The following is a 20931-nucleotide window of genomic DNA, read 5'->3' on the forward strand; positions in this document are numbered from 1 at the left end:
TATTGAGGGTTGAATTGGCATTTGACATTTAAACATGTGCGAAAGAGTAACTCCATTCTTGAGTTTTTTTTAAATTTTACGATCACCAACTAAGTCGAACGTGGATGATTCAAATCATTACGAGTCACGACATCAGCATCATTACCGTCGATTTCACTTCTATTGCCACTAAGCGTAGGCTCAATCAAACCCATTTTCGGGATTGGAATCTCAATATTATTATCAATAAAGCCATTACGTACACGTTCCTGAATCTCATCATGCACTTGGATGTAATACTGCTGTTTCGTCCAAACCGTGAACAATAGCTCAATGGTCGATTCCCGAAATGCGGTCACTGCGACCTGCGGACGTGGCTCATCCAGTACCAAAGAATAAGCATCGGCAACATCAATCAACACTTGGCGGACTTTGACAATATCCTCATGAAAGTTGATAAATAACGTGATCGGAATCCGTCGAATAGGGAATTTTGATAAGTTAAATACAGGTGTTCTAATGAGTTGCTCATTCGGCAAACGAATAAAGATATTATCCAAAGTCAGGAGTTTGACCGAAAGTAAATCAATCGAGATCACTTGACCTTCGATAGTATGACCACGAATCATGGTCACTTGTATGGTATCGCCAACCTCGAATGAACCTTCTCCGATCAAGAATAAACCACTGATCAAGTTCGATGCAGAAGTCTGTGAGGCAAAACCAAGAGCAACCGTTAAAATCCCTGCGGCACCTAGAAAAACGCTGAGTTTAAAGCCTGCTTCACGCAAGCTTGCGATCATAAAAAGTAGGAAAATAAAATAGAAAATCCCACGTCGCCAAATCAATTTTTGATGTTGATTCAGACGCTTGCCAATGGTTGCAGTAAAGCCATTACTGATGATACGTGCGACAAAAAATCCAAGCACGATAAAAATCAGGGCAAAAATCATATCTTGAAAACGATCTGAACTCAGCCCAGAGAGAAAACCTTTGAGCGTATTATTAAGTTCTTCGACGATTTGAAGTTCTGCCATGCAAAATTCCTAAATTCTCTGATTCCCAAATTCTATTTCTAAAGCTTAGCCATGCCATGAATATCTTGGCTGTTAAAACATGGATTCAAACATATTACTGATAAAGCTTGCACTATCTGAACGTGCAGGTTGAATAAATGAAACCTGTTCAGCCATTGGCGGTGTGCGTGATTCGATGCGAATGCGTGGCGGTTTATCCACTTCATTTTGATAGACTTTGATTTCCGAAGTCCATAGCCGTCCTGTACTTTCACTATAGAGCAGAGGAAGCGATGGTGCAGGAACATTAATTCGTTCAAGACGCATCTGTTGATGACTATCATTATAGAAGTGAATTGGTGTCACGGCACGAAATGGATTAATGCTCATTTCTGCGAGATTGGTCGTACCGTCAACTTGCGTGGCGTAGCACATTTGACCTTCTTGATAGTTCATCCCGAACCAAGTGTCTTTGGTTTGAAAAACAGGGAAATCGAAAATCGGCGTTTTTTGATTTTCCACGATCCCTGCTAGCCATAAAGGTGTGCTAATAAATAACGTCGCACGTTGACCCGCAGGAATATGAATCGGTTGAACAGGTTTAATCACCACGCCACGATCGGCAAGGCGAGGCATCAGAAAGAACTTTTCCTTACTGCGATTAAACATAAAACGTTCAAACTTACTTGGTTGAGGCAGTTGCGTTTCTTCGTCGAGCCTTACCCAATCTTTTCGCATTTCAGTCTGTTTGTGCAGGCGATGATATTCCACAAGCCAATCTTTTTCACGACGAAATAGACGAAAATACAGTGGACCAAGTCGCCACGCATGTGATTGATTCAGTTGGAATTTGTATTCACCCCACCATGTCTTTGACTTAGGATAAGGTGCGGTATTTTCTGCGTCTTCAGTCATATCAAAATAGTTACATTCACAATGCTATTCAAATTACACAAAGATTGATTGTACAAACTTGTCACAATATCAACGATAGCCTTTCATCTTATATCATACTTGAAGTAAACTGCTGTTTGTATTCATATGATTTTTGAAAAATAGAAATTTTGAGACGAGCAAGATGCTAAGACAAATACAAATACCGTATAGCTTTGCCAAACGACATGGTGTGTTGTTGAAATATGACGGTGATCATGCGCAGATTATCCGTTGCCAAAATACACCGATTGAGGCATTGCAAGAAGCTCGTCGCTATTTAGGGCAATCGGCTACACATCAGATCGTCACCACACAAGATTTTCAAAAAATGCTCAGTGCGGCATTCGCAGGGGATACTGGCGAATCACAACAAGTCGCAGCAGGTTTAGAAGATCATCCTGATTTACTCAGCCTAGCCGATCAAGTCCCTGAAACAGAAGATTTGATGGATCAAGAAGATGATGCGCCAATCATTCGCTTGATCAATGCGCTATTGTCCGAAGCGATTAGGGTTAATGCGTCGGATATTCATATTGAAGTCTTTGAAAAACGTCTGTCTGTACGTTTACGTGTCGATGGGCAACTCCGTGAAATTGTTCAACCACGTCGTGAGCTTGCACCGCTACTGGTTTCTCGTATCAAAGTCATGGCGAAGCTCGATATTGCGGAAAAACGTATTCCGCAAGATGGTCGTATTTCATTACGTCTTGCAGGGCGAGAAGTCGATGTGCGTGTATCGACCTTGCCATCGTCACATGGCGAGCGTGTGGTGATGCGGCTTTTGGACAAACAAGCAGGGCGTTTGAACATGACCCATCTGGGCTTGATGCCGAATGACTATGAACGTCTGAGCTATTTGGTACATCGTCCGCATGGCATTATTCTCGTTACAGGTCCTACAGGTTCGGGGAAAACCACGACCTTATACGCTGCACTTTCAGACTTGAATGACAATACCCGAAATATCCTCACTGCCGAAGATCCGATCGAATATCAGCTTGAGGGGATTGGACAGACGCAGGTGAATGCAAAGGTTGATATGACCTTTGCCCGTGCGCTCAAAGCCATGCTCCGCCAAGATCCTGATGTGGTGATGGTCGGTGAGATTCGCGATTTAGAAACTGCCGAAATTGCTGTACAAGCATCCTTAACAGGTCACTTAGTCCTTTCCACACTACATACCAATACAGCGATCGGTGCGGTCACTCGATTGAAAGACATGGGCATTGAGCCATTTCTATTGTCTAGCTCGTTGATCGGTGTGGTGGCACAGCGTTTGGTGCGTACTTTGTGTTCGCAATGTGTGACTTGGGCGCCTGCCGATGAGTTTGAACGCCAGCTATTCTCAGGTGTAACTACCGATAGCGAGTTGAAACTTCCGCATCCTGTTGGCTGTGATCAATGTAATCAGTCAGGATTTACAGGGCGTACAGCGATCTATGAGGTCGTACCTGTCGATGAGCAAATGCGCCGTTTGATTCATGGTAATGCGCCTGAGTTTGAGCTTGAGCAATATGCTCGAAATCAAGCGCAGTCGATCCGTCAAGATGGTTTGCAAAAAGTATTGGCAGGGAAGACCACGGTGGAAGAAGTCTTGCGAGTAACGCAAGAGGAGTAATGTGTAGAAAATTGCTTGATTGTGCTTTCAATAGTTAAGCCTAATGAGTTTGAATAAGATTACTTTGTTAGTTTGGATTAATAAAGATATGGCTTTAAATAACTATTATGATTATCTCAAAGAAAAGCCGATTTACTACAGTATCATTGTTTGGGGAGCAATTTCTCTAATATTTCTAAATTTTTATATGAGTATATGGGGTTTTGAAAAAATTGCTATATACAAAGCAAAAGATCAATCCAATATTATTGAGGGATGTGCTTATCATCGTGGTGAGTTTAAAACGAAATATGGAGGAGGATACTATTTAAATATTGGTGGTACTACGATTAAAGATGATCTTATAACTAGTAAAAAATTTCCATTTAATATCAAAAAAAGAGAGTTTTACAAAGATATTAATGCGGATCACTTTGGATGCCATACAGTAAAATATATAAAAATTGATCTTTACGTAACGAAAAAGATATTTTTATATGATTACCTCAAGTAGTTTGTCTTGTTAATTCATTAAACTATTTGTCTGATTCCACCGCTGTGTGGTCGAATCCCAAACAGGTCGATGTGTGGATGTCAGGATTTTGTTAGGATCAGATCGTCAATCGTTTGGCATTCCGATCTACAAGCACGGAACAAGGCAATTTAAAATCGCTACTTGAGAAACACATTTCTCAGGTGGTTTTTATTTGCACTACTTAATAACAGTTGATAAAATTTTATGAATTATTATCAAGTAAAGGTCAAAGAAAATGATTAGTGCAGAATTAGGAAAGCCGCTTGAAAGCTATGTACAAGAGTTGGTTTCATCAGGTCGGTACGGTTCAAAAAGTGAAGTGCTACGTGAAGGCGTACGTATGATCCAAGAGCGAGAAACTCAGCAAGAAGCACTCAAAGCGTTAATTATGCAAGGAATGGCTGACATTGAAGCAGGACGAACACATTCTGCTGAAGATGTTTTTGGCGCAATGCGAGAACGCATTCAAGCTACTATTCAAGAGAAACAATGAAAATTCAATTTTCAGCAAAAGCTAAGGCAGATTTGTTGCACATTGCTGTTTTCATTGCACAAGACAATCCTGATAGGGCGTTTTCATTCACTGATGAACTAGAGCAAAAATGTCTATCCATCGGCGATATGCCTAAGGCATTTCAAATTGTTGATGAGCTAGCAGAATTTGGAGTACGCAGACGGATATATCAAAACTATTCAATATTTTTTACTGTTGAAAACGAGAGTATCTTTATTATTCGTGTGCTAAATTCGGCAGTTGATTATGCGACTTTATTTGAGCAAAAGTCTTGCGAGTGACGCAAGAGGAGTAAATTATAATGCTTTGCTTGATTCGACTTTAACAACTTAAACTAAATTAGCATGTATTAGATTACTTTTGGATTTTTAAAGGCATGACTTTAAATAACTATTATGACTATCTCAAAGAAAAGCCGATTTACTACAGTATCATCGTTTGGGGAGTAATTTCTCTAATGTTTCTAAGTTTTTATATGAGTATTTGGGGATTCCAAAAAATTGCTATATACAAAGCAAAAGATCAATCCAATATTATTGAGGGATGTGCTTATTATCGTGGTGAGTTTAAAGAGAAATATGGAGTAGGCTATTATTTAAATATTGATGGGACTACGATTGAAGATAACTTCATAACTAGTAAAAAGTTTCCATTTAATTTCAAACAAAGAGAGTTTTATAAGGATATAAGGGCGGATCAGTATGGTTGTCATACTGTGAAATATATAAAAATTGATCTTTACGTGATGAAAAAGATATTTTTATATGATTATATCAAGTAGTTTACTTTGTTGATTCATCAAATAATTTTCCGATATAACCCTGCATAGATAATTCCCACCTTATTATTTTTTATCTGTTGCCAACTCTTAGGTAGGTTTAAATTTTCAAGCAGACGATCTGCCTCTACATAGATCAAAGCATTTTCATTGAGCTTTTCATCTACAAGTTTTGAGAGTTCTTCCCAAAGATTGAGCGCATAGGGCGGATCAAGAAACAACACATCAAATGATTCATTGATTTTTGCTAAAGCCTGTTGCGCTGTAGAAGCATAGACTTTGGCATTCTCGATATTGAGTAAAGTAAGATTCTGCTTGAGAAATTTCACTTGTTCTAAGTTTGGCTCGATCAGATGTACAGACTTTGCACCACGTGATAATGCTTCAAAAGACAACGCACCAGAGCCAGCACAGGGATCAAGCACTTTTGCGCCTTCGATATCCCACATCAACCAGTTGAATAATGTTTCACGTAAACGATCGGGTGTCGGACGTAAGCCCTCAATATTTGCAAAAGCGAGCTGACGACGCTTGTGTACACCACCAATGATACGAAGCTGATTTTTCATCTGAATTTTCATCTAATCTTTTATCTAGTGTGCCGTGATGGTACGAGGTATCGGTTGCGTCGCGTTGGACGTGCCCGCCGATTGAGCCACTACTGTGTTTGTATTCTCTTGCGCACTATCCGTTGGTAGTTCACCGGGTTTGATACCTGCGGTCATCAGTCCTGCATTGATATGGACATTCGCAGGGATAATTGGCTCTTTCTCACGTTTTAGCAGCCAATAATCCATTAACGGACGAGCAAGCTGTGCTGCTGAACCACCGTGCTTACCATTTTCCCATACTACAGCCACGGCGATCTTTGGATTATCCGCAGGCGCAAAGCCGACGAAGAGTCCATGATCACGTTGACGCTCTTTTAAAGCGGCTTCATTATAGCTTTTGCCTTGTGCAATACTGACGACTTGAGCCGTTCCAGTTTTTCCTGCGATGCTGTAGTTATAGCTTTTGATACCACGACCAGTACCACTTTGGATCACTGCTTCCATTGCATGGTGCATCTTTTCCCAGTCTTCTCGTGTACCGCTAAAGTTGATTTTGCCATTGGTACCATTGTGTATTTCCAGGACTTTTTCACCTTTAGTTTCACGTAAAACGTGTGGTTTGACATGCTGTCCGTAGTTTGCGGTGATTGCCGTTGCCATTGCAAGCTGTAGTGGTGAAGCGGTAAATGCACCTTGTCCGATACTTACCGAGATAGTTTCACCACGTGACCATGCTTTGCCACGAGTTCGCATTTTCCACTCAGGTGAAGGGTAGAGTCCTGAGTTTTCACTTGGCAGGTCGATACCTGTCTTTGCGCCAAAGCCAAATTGGGTCATCCAGTCGTGCATACGATTGATACCCATTTGATAGGCAAGAATGTAGAAGAAAGTGTCACAAGAGATCGCAATAGATTTGGTGATATCTACGACGCCATGACCTGACTTTCTCCAGTCACGAAAGCGATGGCTATCGCCTGGTAGATGGAAGTATCCAGGATCAGAAATTCGTGTATTCCAATCAATAATTTTGTAGTGTAATCCGCCCATCGCTGCCATTGGTTTGATGGTCGATCCGGGTGGGTAGACACCTTGCACAGCCCGGTTATACAGCGGTTGATCTGGATTGTCGCTCAGTGCTCGGTAGTCTGTATGGCTAATCCCAGTCACGAATAGATTTGGATTAAAGCTTGGGCTCGATACCAGTGCAAGGATTTCCCCAGTATTAGGATCCATCGCAACGATTGCACCACGCTTATCGACCATTTGTTCAGCGGCGACCATTTGCAAGCCATAATCTAAGGAAAGATATAAGTCATTACCACGAGTTGCTTCGGTACGTCCGAGATGACGTAATACATTGCTGTGCGCATCGGCTTCGACCGACTCATGACCGGGCAAACCATGTAGCAAATCTTCATAAGATTTTTCTACGCCGATTTTGCCGATTAAGTTGGTGCCTGCATACAGCTCTTTGTCGATGCTTTTTAGTTCACGATCATTAATGCGACCAACATAGCCAATCACATGCGCAAACAAGTCACCATGTGGATAGTAGCGAGTCATTTGGGTTTCGATACGCACGCCGGGGAATTCTTGTTTTAACTCACTAAACTTGGCAATGTCTGTTTCAGTCAAATTCAGTTTGAGCGTTAAGACTTCTGTTTTGCGAGCAGTTTTAGCACGTTTGCCAAATTGCTCAATATCTTCAGGGCTTAAGCTTAATACAGGAGTGAGGCGACGGATCGTTGTATCCACATCTTCGATATCAGCACGAGTGATCACGGCAGAAAAGACTGGATAATTATCAGCGAGTAAAATCCCATTACGATCGTAAATAAAGCCACGAGCAGGAGGGAGGGCTTGCAAACGAATACGGTTATTATCGGATTCAGTTTGAAAGTGCTCATGCTGTTGTAATTGCAAATAGCCATAACGTGCCATTAACACCAAAAAAAAGAACGCCACAACCGCCACAGCAAAAAAGATGCGATGGCGAAAAATCTTCTGCTCAAGTTGGATGTTCTTGATTTGCGTGGGGTGTTTGGATTTCGGCATGAGGAATCAGAATATAGCTACAGGCGTATTCTAACCAATTGTGCAAACAGGGTATAGCATTTTTGAGTGGTTCTAAAACCAAGCTGTTCTAATGCCTAGCTTAGTCATCAAATTTGAAAAATGATATTTGATAGAACTCGATTTTCAACCACAGATAAAAAAGCACAACAGTGGTGCTGTGCTTTTAACTAACCGATCTGAATATCAAATTAAGACTCAATGTTTGGTGCATCTACATCGTCTACTGCTTCTGCATCAGGTTGCTCCATATCCGCCGGCATAGCCTGTGGTGCGACTGCTGGATGAGTGTTCATCGCAGGTGGTGCAGATGGCATTGGTGGTGCAGAGATTGGTTGCGGTGCAGACTGATTTTCCTGCATTTGTAATGGCGTACTCACTGGTGCAGGCGCGTTCGCAGGTGGCATTGGTGGTTGAAATTTTAACTTACCATCATCCGCAGGCTGACATGTACCATTATAAATCACACCTTTGTAAGCATAAGTCACAGGTGTACCTTCAGATTTGCTCTTACAGACAGAAATTTGTTTTTTCTCGTGTGCATCTGCTGCATGGACGACGCCAAAAGCTGTCATACACAAAGCTGATACAGATAATGCTTTGATTAAATTGTTCATTATTCACTTCCTCTTTTTAATGCAGTGAAACTGCCAAATCATCTTAAAGTTGATTTACTTCAACCATATTACTGCTAAGCATTTCATTGTGAATTGTTTTTTCTAAGGCTTCGTGCAACAGTTTGTCAAAATATGTAATGTGCTCGTGAAGAAACGCATAAAAATCATGAGAAAAGTAGACGTCGGTTGTGCATTTTTTTGCTTCGGTTTTTTTGTTATAATATTTCGTCCTATTTTCTTGGTATGTTCTAGCCATGCACTATCCTAAAGTTTACGATGTCATTGTTATCGGTGGCGGTCACGCAGGTACCGAAGCGGCACTTGCTGCGGCACGTATGGGGCGACAGACTTTGTTGCTGACGCACAATATCGAAACTTTGGGGCAGATGAGCTGTAATCCAGCGATTGGTGGTATTGGCAAGTCACACCTTGTTCGTGAGATTGATGCGCTTGGCGGTGCAATGGCGTTGGCGGCGGATAAAGGCGGCATTCAATTCCGTATCTTAAACTCTCGTAAAGGTGCTGCGGTACGTGCCACACGGGCCCAAGCCGATCGTGTGCGCTATAAAGCTGCCATTCGTCATACTCTAGAAAATCAAGCGAATCTTGATATCTTTCAACAAGCCGCTGATGATTTGATCGTTGAAGGCGATACCGTCAAAGGCGTCGTCACGCAGATGGGCGTGCGCTTTGTATGTAAAACGGTGGTGCTGACTACAGGCACATTCTTGGGTGGTGTAATTCATATTGGACTGGAAAAATCTAGCGGTGGTCGTGCAGGTGATCCGCCGTCGATTGCGCTGGCTAATCGTTTACGTGAATTAAATCTTCCCGTTGGTCGCTTAAAAACAGGTACACCACCACGTATCGATGCACGATCAGTTGATTTCTCGGTGATGACCGCACAGCCGGGTGATTTCCCATCGCCGACCATGTCGTTCATGGGTGATGTGTCGATGCACCCTGAACAGGTCAATTGCCATATTACCCATACCAATGAAAAAACCCATGACATTATTCGCAATGGACTAGATCGTTCACCGATGTATACCGGTGTGATCGAAGGTGTTGGACCGCGTTACTGTCCGTCGATTGAAGATAAAATTCACCGTTTTGCCGACAAAGATTCACATCAAGTCTTTATCGAGCCCGAAGGCTTGGATACGCATGAGTTGTATCCGAACGGTATTTCGACCTCATTGCCTTTTGATGTTCAATTTGAATTGGTGCGTTCAATCAAAGGTATGGAAAATGCGCATATTCTGCGTCCGGGTTATGCCATCGAATATGACTATTTCAATCCGCAAGCCTTAAAATTCACCTTGGAAACCAAAGCCATCAATAATCTTTACTTTGCAGGTCAGATTAACGGCACTACAGGTTATGAAGAGGCGGGCGCACAAGGTTTACTTGCAGGTTTGAACGCTGCACGTCGTGCTTGGGATCAAGAACAATGGACGCCAAAACGTGACGAAGCCTATATTGGTGTATTGGTCGATGACTTGATCACACTCGGTACAAAAGAACCGTATCGTATGTTTACTTCACGTGCCGAATATCGTCTGATGCTCCGTGAAGACAATGCCGATCAACGTCTGACGAAGATTGGTCGTGAGCTTGGCTTAGTTGATGATGCACGTTGGAATGCCTACTGTGAAAAAATGGAAGCCGTAGAGAGTGAAACAGCACGTCTTCAACATCTATGGGCTGCGCCAAATAACCCAATGGGTAAAAAGTTTGTCGAAATGACAGGTGCAGATTTATCTAAAGAATGCTCTGCGATTGATTTATTAAAACGTCCAAATATTAATTTTGCCCAAATTGCCGAGCTTACTGATTCAGAAGTGTCTGCACAAGTCGGTGATCAGATCGAAATTGCCGTGAAATATCAAGGTTATATCAGTCGTCAGCATGAAGATGTGGCGCAGATGAAACGCTTGGAAGAAACGCAAATTCCAAGTGATTTTGATTATGACATCGTGTCGGGTCTATCTCGTGAGATCACGCAAAAGCTCAATACGGTACGTCCTGAAACCTTAGCTCAAGCGGGTCGTATTCCGGGTGTTACACCTGCGGCAGTACAATTGGTGATGATTACAATTCGTAAAAATGCCATGACGAAAAAGTCGGCATAATTGCTAGCGCAAAAACATTTTGAAATCGTTTTTAAAAATTTCATGACAAATTAAGGAAATAGTGATGAAAAAGGCTTTCATTGCAGTTGCTGCATTATCAATGAGCTTAGTGGCTTGTACCACAACGACTGGAACTTCAACTTCAGGAAATACATCGACTGCGGGATCAGCAGTAACGATTGGTACAAATATCTTTAAGGCAGCGGTAGATAATCAATGCCGTACCGAACTGAATAGCAACAACGCTTGGCGTGCAATCGCTTTGACCATGACAGCAGAACAGCAAACAGCGATGGAAAATAAAATCTGTGGTTGTGTCAGTGAAAAAGCACCGCAAAATGTCACTGCTGTAGATTTGGCGACTGCGGCGATAGATCAAAATGCACGAGCACAGATCGTTGCCAATACAGTGGCGAAGACGTTGACGGCGTGTTACTCAGAGTTTGTTAAGAAATAAAATCTGAACACTATAAATCTAAAAGGCGAAATATCATTGATGATGTATTTCGCTTTTTTTATGGCAATTATTTCATTTCAAATCTAAGTTGTAAGAGAAAAACATGACACAAATTCAATTGATTGCAGGTGTAGACGAAGCAGGGCGTGGACCATTGATTGGCTCAGTCGTCGCTGCGGCGGTCATTTTAGATCCCAATCAGCCGATTGAAGGATTGAACGATTCCAAAAAACTCACTGCAAAAAAACGTGAGAAGCTCTTTGAAGAAATTCAGCAAAAGGCACTGGCATGGTCGATCGCTGAAGCCAGTCATGAAGAAATAGATGAGATCAATATTTTGCAAGCAACCATGCTTGCGATGCAACGTGCAGTTGCAGGGCTAAAGGTACAAGCGGATTTGGTGCGAATAGATGGCAACCGTTGTCCTGATTTAAGCTTGCCTTGTGAAGCTGTGGTTGGTGGTGATGCTTTGTATCAAGAGATTAGTGCAGCCAGTATCTTGGCAAAAGTTGCTCGAGATCGTCAGATGCAGGCGCTTGATGCTAAATATCCTGCTTATGGTTTTGCAAAACATAATGGTTATCCAACCAAAGCGCATTTAGAAGCGATCGAAGCACACGGCGTCTTAGCACAACATCGCCGTAGTTATAAGCCAATTCGACAAATCTTAGATCTGTGATTTACGGTTTAAGGTGCAGAAGTTGTTGAGGATTTAAAACCGTTTTAAAAATGCAACGCTGTGACAAGATAATCAGCCTATACGATATTTTAAAATTGCATAATAATAATGATCTTACGATGTTTGCGACATTCGTACTACATCCACACAACATCGCATGAAATTGCACTGTATTGATCACTCAATTATTTAGGAATCATCATGAACACTTTGCCTGGCTTGTTTATTTCACATGGTTCGCCGATGCTCGCCATTGAAGCGGGACAGGTCGGTCCTGCACTTGAGCGGATTCGTTTCAATCTACCGAAGCCTGAAGCGATCGTGGTGCTTTCTGCACATTGGGAAGATGATGCACTCGAAGTCAGCACAGCAGTGCGTCCAAAGACGTGGCATGATTTTCGTGGCTTTCCTGAAGAGCTGTATAAAATCCAATATCCTGCCGCTGGTGAACCAGTGCTTGCCGAAGAAATCATTTCACTACTACAACAGGCTGGCTTTGATGCACATGCCAATGCGATGCGTCCACGTGATCATGGCGTATGGATGCCTTTGTTGCATATGTATCCTGAGGCAGATATTCCTGCCATTCAATTGTCATTGCCACGTTTTTATACGGCGAAACAGCTCTATGACATGGGGCAGGCTTTGGCAGTGCTTCGTGAGCGTCAAGTGTTACTCATAGGCTCAGGCAGTATTACGCACAATCTTGCAGAACTGAGTTGGTCAGACGATGCTGACGTGCCTGAATGGGCGAGTGAATTTCGCAATACCGTAGCGCAGTATTTGCAATCAGGTGACTACGAATCAGTTTTGGATTGGAAAAATTTACCGCATTTGCGCCGAAATCACCCAACGACTGAGCATTTTGCACCTTTATTTTTCGCGATGGGAACAGGGTCGAGAATGAGTTTGGTGCATTCCAGTTTTAGTATGGGAGCATTAGGCATGGATATTTATCGTTTCGATTGAGGAAGTCAAATAACTTGAATCTGCTAATGCGTTAACCTCACTTGAAGTAACATGTGTACACCTTCGTTCGGTTGCCTTGTATCAGAAACTTGTATCAGAATAGGTTTCTTCGACTATTTCCATTCGTTTAGCGGATAAGTTTTTAAGCCATCATTTGATGTCGTGTTAGCAAGGGCAGTTTATGAAATGATTACACACTGTTTCAGCTTTTAAACAATCCTTGCAAGTCTGCCCTTAATTTTTCGCTATGCTAGTGCCAATAAAATTTTGAGGGAAATTCGACATGAAACAGCGTTTAATTTTTTCTGCGTTGGCATTGTCATTTGTAGCCACTTTAACTGCATGTCAGTCTAGGTCGCAAACGGAGACCGAAGCGAAGAATAACAACTCATCAATGCAGGAGGCGCAGATGATGCAAACCAAAGCGCAACTGTTGCAATCCTACGTGTGGACGTATCAAACGACCAATATGCCAAAACCAATCATTCTAAACTTCCAAGATGGGCGTGTTGGTATAGATGCAGGTTGTAATGGTATGGGCACAGATATACAAGTCGATGATAAAGTGATCAAAGCGGGCAATGTCATTAGTACGATGAAAGCTTGTGAGCCATCTATCATGAAGCAAGAGCAAATGGCAGGAAAGCTATTTGCCAATCGTGATGTGCCATACGAGTTGGACTTGGCAAATTTGAATCAACCAGTTTTGATTTTAACGACGGCTGACGGTCAAAAACTGCGCTTTACAGGTGAGCCAACCGCAGAAATGAAATATAAAGGTCAGGCTGAGATTCAATTTTTAGAAATTGCACCTGAAACAAAAGCTTGTGTAGGCGTTGCGCCGATGCAATGTCTGCAAGTTCGTGAAATTAAATATGATGATGGTAAAAAAGTTGCAGTCGATGAATGGTCAAATTTTTATAGCCAAATTGAAGGTTATCAACATCAAGAAGGCATTCGAAATATTATCCGTGTAAAACGCTTTACCCGCACCAATCCTGCGGCAGATCAGTCGAAATATGCCTATGTACATGATTTAACGGTCGAAGCAGAGCAGGTCAAATAATTTGAATTTTACTTTGTAATTGCATTATCTAGACAAAAGCCAAATCATCTGATTTGGCTTTTTAAATGGAAGATTAAATTTTATCTTGAAGCTCTAAAGCACGTTGATACAAAGCTTTCTTCTTCAGCCCAGTCAGATCAGCGGCAAGCTGTGAAGCTGCTTTAATACTTAAATCTTGTAAAAGACGAGTGAGGAGCTGATCGACTTTTTGCGGTTCTAGATCGACTTCATTTGGATTGCCTGCGATGACTAAGACCATTTCACCTTTTTGTTGATGATGATCCGCTTTGACCCATTCGAGTAACTCACCAACAGTTTTTTGCACGATGGTTTCAAAAGTTTTGGTGATTTCACGTGCAAAACCAATGCGACGATCAGCTCCGAAAATCGCTTGAATATCACTTAAACAATCAACGATACGATGTGGTGCTTCATAGATGATCAAGGTTTCACTATGATCTTTGAGTTGTTCGAGTTGTCCTTGGCGTTGACTAGCTTTAGATGGCAAAAAACCAACGAATAAAAAGCGATCACTTGGTAAACCAACACTCGATAGTGCGGCAATCGCAGCACAAGCACCCGGAATAGGTGTCACCCGAATGCCTGCTTGCTGTGCTGCACGAACGAGTCGAAATCCTGGGTCGCTAATCAGTGGTGTGCCTGCATCGCTAATTAATGCGATATTTTCACCATTTTGTAACTTTTCAATCATTGAATTGATCTTGTGATCTTCATTATGATCATGAACAGCAGTCAATGGTGTCGTGATGTTATAATGCTTGAGTAGCGGAGCTGACTGCCTCGTATCTTCCGCTGCGATGAGAGAAACAGATTCAAGAACGTTGATGGCACGGTAAGTCATGTCATCTAAGTGCCCAATCGGGGTTGCAACGACGAATAATTGAGCACTCATACAGGAAAACTCCATGTTTAAGAAAAATTTTGGCAGATATGGCGCTGTGCTAACAACCAATCTTGCCATGTTGTCAGGTGTGATGATCACCACTGTGGCGCATGCAGAGATTTTGGTTATTCTACCCGAAACTGGCCCGATGGCGAGTGCAAGTGACAGTATTAAACGTGGCTTGGTTCAAGCCAACCATAATGCGAATGAAAAATATAAGTTTCATTTTGTCGATGTGTATAAAAAGGACATCTCTAAGATACTCAAACAACATGTGGGTAAATCGACGCAACTGGTAATTGGTCCTTTGGATAAAAACAATGTTGAGGAGCTTGTATCTGCCAAGCCGAAAATTCAAACTTTGGCACTTAATCAAATCGACAAGCAAGCCAAATCTGTATTTCAATTTGCCTTGTCCAAAGATGAAGATGCACAGGCATTGACCAAGCGTATGCAATGGGATGGCGTTGATCAGCTCGTGGTATTACGTGACCCAAACAGTATTGCGCAAACGCAAAGTTTTTATGATGCGATGCAAAAACTTTGGGGTGACAAAATGCAAGTGCAAACTAAGCTTGATCTAAAGAGTAAATTGCCATTTTTCAATCGTGATAAGCAAGGCGTGCTCTTACTCGGCTCAGGAAAGTGGTTGAGCCAACAAGATCATTTGCCGAAGAAAAATATTTATACGCTACCGTATGCGATCGAAGAAAAATTTCGAATTGCCAAAGGTATGGTGTACTGCGACACGCCAGCGATTTACACGCATCAATGGGCTGACGTGATCGAAGCTTATAAACAAAAACCTGTGGTGATTCCGTATCAACGCTTGATTGCATTTGGTGCAGATGCATGGCAAATCAGTGATGAATTGTTGAAGCGTAAAGGTAATCAGACGATTCAATTTCAAGGACGCACTGGTCAGATACGTATCGTGGATTCGATCTTGTCCAGATCACCGCAATGCTTCCAATCGCAAGGCGATACGCAAAAAGTGCTATAACTTCCTAAGCTTATCCCTTATTTATTTTTTTCTTTAAAGTTGAATTAAATTTTCAATGCGTGATCAAACCCATAAAATAAATGCGAAAACATTGCAAAAACTCATCGGGCAATGGGCTGAAGACTACGCATTAGAGTATTTGCAAACTCAAAACTTGCAATTGATACAGCGGAATTTTCATAGTCGTTATGGGGAAATTGATTTGATCATGCAAGATGGAAACTGTCTGTGTTTTATCGAAGTGCGGGCGAGGGCAGAAACGAGTTGGACATCTGCTGAGGAAAGTGTCGATCTCCGCAAACAGGAGAAAACGATTCAGACGGCTCAGTGCTTCTTGCAAAGATATGCAGAATTTGAACATGTAGACTGTCGTTTTGATGTGTTCGCATTGCGTTATCCCCAATCTGTCATTGAAAAAATACGACGACAGGCGAATATTCAAAATGATCATGATGATGACAAAAAGTTACTGCAATCCGATGTGCAATTGGCTAGATTAGACAAGGAATCCAAGCAAATCATCATGGCTAAAAAAGCAGCCATTGACACAGTAGTTGAACTTGAAATGAGTGTCGAAAAAGTGCAAGTGAATTGGATTCAACAGGCATATTTAAGTTAGGGTCTGTTGGCATTTCACAGATGCTTGCGACAACGGGTGTTTTTTAGGCGATACTAGGCAGGAATGAGAAAATTTAGTCATTCTAAATGACTCATTACTAACGACGGAGCGTCAAAAAACACCCTTGTTCCGAAGGATTATCGCTAAAACTGCCATAAACTTCGTTATGAAACTTGGCAAGGGAGTAACCATTCCCTGTTTCATGCCTTGTTTCTGTAGTTTTAGCGGATAACGCAATGCATGATTGAAATGTCAACAGACCCTAGTATGTTTAAAAATATATTTTGATTGATCAGTCGTTTTTTTGGCTGTAAATTCTACAGTTATACATTGTGTTGTAAGAATAGTACGCGAAGGAGTTTTCGGTGAAAGTAATAACCATTTTGGCTTTAACAGTGGCGATGGGACTAGGCAGTGGATGTGCGTCATTTATCGCAAGTAATACTTCGGACACGGTCGGTACTTTGTCTGGTGAGCGAAGTATTGGTCAAGTGGTGATTGATAAGTCGATTGAACGCACAGCGAAGATCAACATGTACAAGCTTGATCCACGCTTTAAACAATCTCGTGTCAATATCAATAGCTTTCACAGCAGTGTGCTGTTGACTGGTCAGGTGCCTGATGCACATTTGAAACAATTGGCAGAAGACAATCTCAAAGCGATGAGCGATGTCAAAACGATTCATAACTTTATCACCGTGGGCAACCAAGCAAGCTACAGCACGATCATGCAAGACTTGGCTGTTACGGCAAATACCAAAGGTTTGATTGTTCGTGCACCTGTGATCAGTGATAGTAAAGTTTTGGTACATACCGAAGATGCGGTGCTCTATGTCATGGGACGTCTGAATCAATCAGAATCTGCCGATTTGCAACAAGTCTTACAGAATGTAGGCAATGTGACAAAGATCGTGACACTCATTGATCCGCTTGAGTTGACTGCAAATCAGCAAAGTTTAAGTTCTTCGAATAGCTATGGCAGTAATGATGCAACTACAAATGGTATACAGGCTGTTGGTGTTGGTCTTGGTGCAACGACAATGCCTTTGGCAGAAGATACAACGCCAGTAGCGATAGACCCCAATGAAGCGGAGCCATCAACTCAACCTGTGAGTACAGAGCCTTAAGTTGTGTTAAAGCGATTAAAATCACTTACGATAAAAGAGCTAGTTACACTGCAATGGCTACCAAAATGGCGTTGGTATGATCTGCCGAACTATGTGCTGAATCAGCTCATAGTCAGAGATCATGCAATCTGTCTTGAAGACTTACAATATGTAGAGTCAGAGTATGCAGAGTTAGCACGACAACAATTAGATCTGTATGTGCCATATCAGCCGAGAGCTGATCGAGCCGTAATCTTATTTGTGCATGGTGGTTCATGGCAACACGGTAACAAACAAGATTATCGCTTTCTTGCACAAAGCTTGGCGCAGTCAGGCTTTTTTGTAGCCTGCATGAATTATCGACTTGCGCCTGAGCATATTTATCCTGATTTTGTGGAAGATACGATCCTCGCAACTAACTGGTTGCTAGACCATTCTCAGTCGGCAGAATATGGCTATAACGCAGATAAGTTAATTTTGATGGGACATTCGGCGGGTGCATTTAATATTTCAGCTGCGCTATATCATCCTGATCTTCATGTGAAAATTGAGCGAGAAGATGCGATTCATGCGCTTATTGGTATAGCAGGTACATATAGCTTTGAGCATCGTGGTGATCCGATTGCACAGTTTGCCTTACCGCAAGACATTGCACCTGAGCACTTGATGCCGAATTATTATGTTCAACCAAATCAGATTAAACACTTATTGATTGTTGCGGGGAATGATACCCTAGTTGCAGATAGCAATACTGAGAAAATGGTTCAAAGCCTTAAAGATATTGGCAATCACGTCGAAGTTAAGCGAATCGCTCGGACACGTCATGTCAATGTCATTGCAACATTGGCTGAGAAGTTTGCACGATTTTTCCCAACCAAACGATTGATTCTAGATTTTATTGAAGATTAAAACATTGAATTTGTTACGATTCAGATTGGATTTTAGCGATAGTATCCATGATCATTTGATGGGCGATACTGCCTTGCATTGGAATCACTGGTAAAGCATCTATCGCATAGAATCCCGCATCGGCGATTTCATCTTCTTGCAAAATGAGTTCACCACTTTCGTATTCAGCGGAAAATGCGATCATTAAATTGGATGGAAATGGCCACGGTTGGCTTGATAAGTATTGAATATTCTTTAATCGGATGCCAATTTCTTCCAAAGTCTCTCTCGCCACAGCGTGTTCAAGTGTCTCGCCAACTTCAACAAAGCCTGCAATCAGACCATACATGTCATTTTTTGCATGAACTGACTTCGCCAATAAAATCTCATGACCACGACGAATGATCGTAATAACACACGGTTGAACCCGAGGATATTGATAGTAATGACAACTTTGACAAACCATTGCCAATTGGGTGTCATGAGGCTGTGTTGCCGAACCGCAACGACTACAATAGCGGTGATTGTTACGCCATTCTAGGAGCTGTTTTGCACGAGAAGCTTGTTCAAATTCGGTCTTTGACCATCGCATGATCAGTTCACGTATCGGTACGAGATGAAAGCCATCTGGAATATCTGTTGCTTGAGAGATATTTCTAACGATAACTTGATTGGCGATATGGTCGAGGAACAGTTCATCTTGAGTTGCTTCAAGTATTGGCAACTCAAAATGATCGTTAACAACTAATTGCTGATCGCAAAATAAATAAGCGAGTTGGCTCGTCATGGTGTTCCTTAAGCGACCGCTTGCTCAAGCTCCGTGATGCTTTGCAAGCCAATTTGCATTGGGCGAGCGAGAATCGGTTGATTTTGTTGAAGCTGCTCAAAGTAATATTCTGCACTTGCGATTGACTGTGCAAGTAACTTCAACTGAGCAGGATCTAAGCTTTTTTGTTGAGTCGTGATTTGATCGACTAATTGTCCAGCTTTTTGCAAGATTTTATGCCCATCATCTGACTCTAAGAATAACAAAGCACCAGACACTTCACGCAAGATATCAGCAACACCTGTGAGTTGCTCATTATCTTGAGTTTGTTGATATTGAACAATTTGCTCACTGACTTTTGTTAAAGAAATACGTGCTTCTTCACATACAGCCATTTGCGCTTCTTCGATTTTATCGAGCGTGATTTGAGTATTATTGAATTTTAATTTTAAGCGAGCAGGGGTGTAATTACGCTCTAAGATTTGCAAAGAGTTGGTGGCAAATAACAAACTGCTCATGACATCATTGGCGTGTTTGTCACTGCTCAGATTTTCATTTGCTTCGATCTGATCTGCTTGACTACGAAGCTTAGCAGCAGAATCGGTGAGATTAATGACTTGGAAAACATTTACAGCTTCACGTAGGCTTGCAACGATTTCCTGACGTTCATTGTCTTGCTGAATATATTGTCCTGTTTCAATGCGATTGCTAATGCCTTTGATTTGACCGTTCAATAGCTCAACCACTGTTTGAATCGTATCCAAATCAGGACCATAAAGCTGACGACTGAGCACTTGCATCTGATCGTCACTCAACACTTCATCATGTACATTAAGTTGTTCACGAAGCTGCTGTGCAAGCTGACTTTCTTGACTCATACATAGCACGAGAATATCGGCATAATCCTGTTGAGTCGGGCTAAACTGCGCATCATTCAAGAAAGCATGGCTTTGCTGTTCGATCTGAACGAGGACACGCAATCGTGTTTCAGTCAAAATGATTTGATCTAAATCTCTAAGCGCAATATGAACTAAACGCCAATATTGCTCAGATGATGTACCCGTTGCAATTGAAGATAAATAGTTACCGCACAATGATAAGGCTTGGAAGTCCAAATCTGTTTCTTGCATTTTTAATAGATTTAAAAGACTTAGCTTGTAAAGGCGTTGTACATATTTACTTTTTGGTAAATCCGCAGGAGCGTCTAAGGCAACATTTGGATGAACCGTTTCTAAAAATGGCGTGAGGAAAACTCCTTCACGTGTCAAAGTTAGCTGTAGACTTGCTTCAAGTTTATTGATCGTTGGTAATAAAAACTGAGGCGCTAAAGTTTCACGAACACATAAGAAGTCCAAATAGCGTTTCGTCACGTTAGTGGCTTCACTTATCGCTTCTACACGTGCTTGATCAACTTGTCCTGCTTGAGTGTCTTCAATAATTTTTTTCATCACTTTTGCAGTGAGTTCGGTGAGTTGACCCAGTTGAGGTTGTTCGACTAAGCGAAGGACGTGTGCACACTGCTCAAGATTTGTCAGTGCATCGTCTAGTCCAAATGGTGCGCTACCATCTTCTAATAAAGCACTTACCCCGTTTTCAACATGTTTAATGCTTTGATCAATTTCCTTTCGAACGATCAGCAAAGATGTCGGATCAAAATGTGATGAAGATTGAAATGACATAGGTTTAGACCTTTCCTTAGTTTGTGTGCTTCAGTGATACACTTCAGCTTATTTATTTCATTTG

General features: G+C 41.8%; 22 protein-coding genes. 14 read left to right on the forward strand and 8 right to left on the reverse strand.

Features of this window, described 5'->3' with window-relative positions:
- Nucleotides 1–89: 89 nt before the first annotated feature.
- Together ACE3PQ_RS00420 and ACE3PQ_RS00425 are read right to left on the reverse strand one after the other, a co-directional pair.
- Complete coding sequence (locus ACE3PQ_RS00420; RefSeq protein ID WP_374294167.1) at nucleotides 90–1016, reverse strand: mechanosensitive ion channel family protein; 927 nt, start codon at nucleotides 1014–1016, stop codon at nucleotides 90–92.
- 72 nt (nucleotides 1017–1088) lie between these two features.
- Nucleotides 1089–1910, reverse strand: coding sequence for a hypothetical protein (locus ACE3PQ_RS00425; RefSeq protein ID WP_374294169.1), 822 nt, complete (start codon nucleotides 1908–1910; stop codon nucleotides 1089–1091).
- Between the two features lie 163 nt (nucleotides 1911–2073).
- Between ACE3PQ_RS00425 and gspE the strand changes: the two genes are divergently transcribed.
- The 5 genes from gspE (at nucleotide 2074) to ACE3PQ_RS00450 (ending at nucleotide 5358) form a co-directional block, all read left to right on the forward strand.
- A complete protein-coding gene (gene gspE, locus ACE3PQ_RS00430; protein ID WP_374294171.1) occupies nucleotides 2074–3549 on the forward strand; it encodes a type II secretion system ATPase GspE in 1476 nt (491 codons plus the stop codon).
- Nucleotides 3550–3637: 88 nt separating this feature from the next.
- On the forward strand, nucleotides 3638–4042 hold the full coding sequence (locus tag ACE3PQ_RS00435) for a hypothetical protein (protein ID WP_374294173.1): 405 nt from the start codon (nucleotides 3638–3640) through the stop codon (nucleotides 4040–4042).
- Between the two features lie 256 nt (nucleotides 4043–4298).
- Nucleotides 4299–4556 carry a type II toxin-antitoxin system ParD family antitoxin gene (locus ACE3PQ_RS00440; RefSeq protein WP_374294175.1) on the forward strand — a complete coding sequence of 86 codons (258 nt, stop codon included), beginning with the start codon at nucleotides 4299–4301 and terminating at the stop codon, nucleotides 4554–4556.
- Nucleotides 4553–4858, forward strand: coding sequence for a type II toxin-antitoxin system RelE/ParE family toxin (locus ACE3PQ_RS00445; RefSeq protein ID WP_374294177.1), 306 nt, complete (start codon nucleotides 4553–4555; stop codon nucleotides 4856–4858). Before ACE3PQ_RS00440 ends, ACE3PQ_RS00445 begins: the two co-directional genes overlap by 4 nt.
- Before the next feature lie 95 nt (nucleotides 4859–4953).
- Nucleotides 4954–5358, forward strand: coding sequence for a hypothetical protein (locus ACE3PQ_RS00450; protein WP_374294178.1), 405 nt, complete (start codon nucleotides 4954–4956; stop codon nucleotides 5356–5358).
- 17 nt (nucleotides 5359–5375) lie between these two features.
- Here the strand turns inward: ACE3PQ_RS00450 and rsmD are convergent, their stop codons facing one another.
- From rsmD to ACE3PQ_RS00465, 3 genes are all read right to left on the reverse strand, one after another.
- Nucleotides 5376–5924, reverse strand: coding sequence for a 16S rRNA (guanine(966)-N(2))-methyltransferase RsmD (gene rsmD / locus ACE3PQ_RS00455; RefSeq protein ID WP_374294180.1), 549 nt, complete (start codon nucleotides 5922–5924; stop codon nucleotides 5376–5378).
- A gap of 24 nt (nucleotides 5925–5948) precedes the next feature.
- Nucleotides 5949–7961, reverse strand: coding sequence for a penicillin-binding protein 2 (gene mrdA, locus ACE3PQ_RS00460; protein ID WP_374294182.1), 2013 nt, complete (start codon nucleotides 7959–7961; stop codon nucleotides 5949–5951).
- Between the two features lie 209 nt (nucleotides 7962–8170).
- Entirely contained in the window at nucleotides 8171–8596 is a 426-nt protein-coding gene (locus ACE3PQ_RS00465; protein ID WP_374294184.1) for a hypothetical protein, read from the reverse strand.
- Between the two features lie 254 nt (nucleotides 8597–8850).
- Here ACE3PQ_RS00465 and mnmG point away from each other — a divergent pair, with 254 nt between their 5' ends.
- The 5 genes from mnmG (at nucleotide 8851) to ACE3PQ_RS00490 (ending at nucleotide 13902) form a co-directional block, all read left to right on the forward strand.
- Entirely contained in the window at nucleotides 8851–10731 is a 1881-nt protein-coding gene (mnmG, locus tag ACE3PQ_RS00470; RefSeq protein ID WP_374294186.1) for a tRNA uridine-5-carboxymethylaminomethyl(34) synthesis enzyme MnmG, read from the forward strand.
- Between the two features lie 64 nt (nucleotides 10732–10795).
- Nucleotides 10796–11188, forward strand: coding sequence for a hypothetical protein (locus tag ACE3PQ_RS00475; RefSeq protein ID WP_374294188.1), 393 nt, complete (start codon nucleotides 10796–10798; stop codon nucleotides 11186–11188).
- Nucleotides 11189–11291: 103 nt separating this feature from the next.
- Nucleotides 11292–11867 carry a ribonuclease HII gene (rnhB, locus tag ACE3PQ_RS00480; RefSeq protein ID WP_374294190.1) on the forward strand — a complete coding sequence of 192 codons (576 nt, stop codon included), beginning with the start codon at nucleotides 11292–11294 and terminating at the stop codon, nucleotides 11865–11867.
- 195 nt (nucleotides 11868–12062) lie between these two features.
- Nucleotides 12063–12836, forward strand: coding sequence for a class III extradiol ring-cleavage dioxygenase (locus ACE3PQ_RS00485; RefSeq protein WP_374294212.1), 774 nt, complete (start codon nucleotides 12063–12065; stop codon nucleotides 12834–12836).
- A 283-nt stretch (nucleotides 12837–13119) separates the two neighbouring features.
- Nucleotides 13120–13902, forward strand: coding sequence for a DUF4377 domain-containing protein (locus ACE3PQ_RS00490; RefSeq protein WP_374294191.1), 783 nt, complete (start codon nucleotides 13120–13122; stop codon nucleotides 13900–13902).
- Between the two features lie 73 nt (nucleotides 13903–13975).
- On the opposite strand, the gene rsmI is transcribed toward ACE3PQ_RS00490, so the two are convergent.
- Nucleotides 13976–14815 (reverse strand): 16S rRNA (cytidine(1402)-2'-O)-methyltransferase, encoded by an 840-nt coding sequence (rsmI, locus tag ACE3PQ_RS00495; protein WP_374294193.1) that lies wholly within the window; start codon nucleotides 14813–14815, stop codon nucleotides 13976–13978.
- Between the two features lie 13 nt (nucleotides 14816–14828).
- Here rsmI and ACE3PQ_RS00500 point away from each other — a divergent pair, with 13 nt between their 5' ends.
- The 4 genes from ACE3PQ_RS00500 (at nucleotide 14829) to ACE3PQ_RS00515 (ending at nucleotide 18443) form a co-directional block, all read left to right on the forward strand.
- Nucleotides 14829–15809 carry a penicillin-binding protein activator gene (locus tag ACE3PQ_RS00500; protein ID WP_374294195.1) on the forward strand — a complete coding sequence of 327 codons (981 nt, stop codon included), beginning with the start codon at nucleotides 14829–14831 and terminating at the stop codon, nucleotides 15807–15809.
- 91 nt (nucleotides 15810–15900) lie between these two features.
- Nucleotides 15901–16428: a YraN family protein gene (locus ACE3PQ_RS00505; RefSeq protein ID WP_374294198.1), complete on the forward strand. Its 528-nt coding sequence runs from the start codon at nucleotides 15901–15903 to the stop codon at nucleotides 16426–16428.
- A 401-nt stretch (nucleotides 16429–16829) separates the two neighbouring features.
- Nucleotides 16830–17555: a BON domain-containing protein gene (locus ACE3PQ_RS00510; protein WP_374294214.1), complete on the forward strand. Its 726-nt coding sequence runs from the start codon at nucleotides 16830–16832 to the stop codon at nucleotides 17553–17555.
- A gap of 3 nt (nucleotides 17556–17558) precedes the next feature.
- Nucleotides 17559–18443 (forward strand): alpha/beta hydrolase, encoded by an 885-nt coding sequence (locus tag ACE3PQ_RS00515; protein ID WP_374294200.1) that lies wholly within the window; start codon nucleotides 17559–17561, stop codon nucleotides 18441–18443.
- Nucleotides 18444–18456: 13 nt separating this feature from the next.
- Here ACE3PQ_RS00515 and nudC read toward each other — a convergent pair whose 3' ends face one another.
- Together nudC and ACE3PQ_RS00525 are read right to left on the reverse strand one after the other, a co-directional pair.
- Nucleotides 18457–19209, reverse strand: coding sequence for an NAD(+) diphosphatase (gene nudC, locus ACE3PQ_RS00520; protein ID WP_374294202.1), 753 nt, complete (start codon nucleotides 19207–19209; stop codon nucleotides 18457–18459).
- A gap of 8 nt (nucleotides 19210–19217) precedes the next feature.
- Nucleotides 19218–20867 carry a chemotaxis protein gene (locus ACE3PQ_RS00525; protein ID WP_374294204.1) on the reverse strand — a complete coding sequence of 550 codons (1650 nt, stop codon included), beginning with the start codon at nucleotides 20865–20867 and terminating at the stop codon, nucleotides 19218–19220.
- Between the last annotated feature and the right edge of the window lie 64 nt (nucleotides 20868–20931).

This window comes from Acinetobacter sp., from assembly GCF_041911495.1.
In the GTDB taxonomy this organism is placed as follows: Bacteria; Pseudomonadota; Gammaproteobacteria; order Pseudomonadales; family Moraxellaceae; genus Acinetobacter.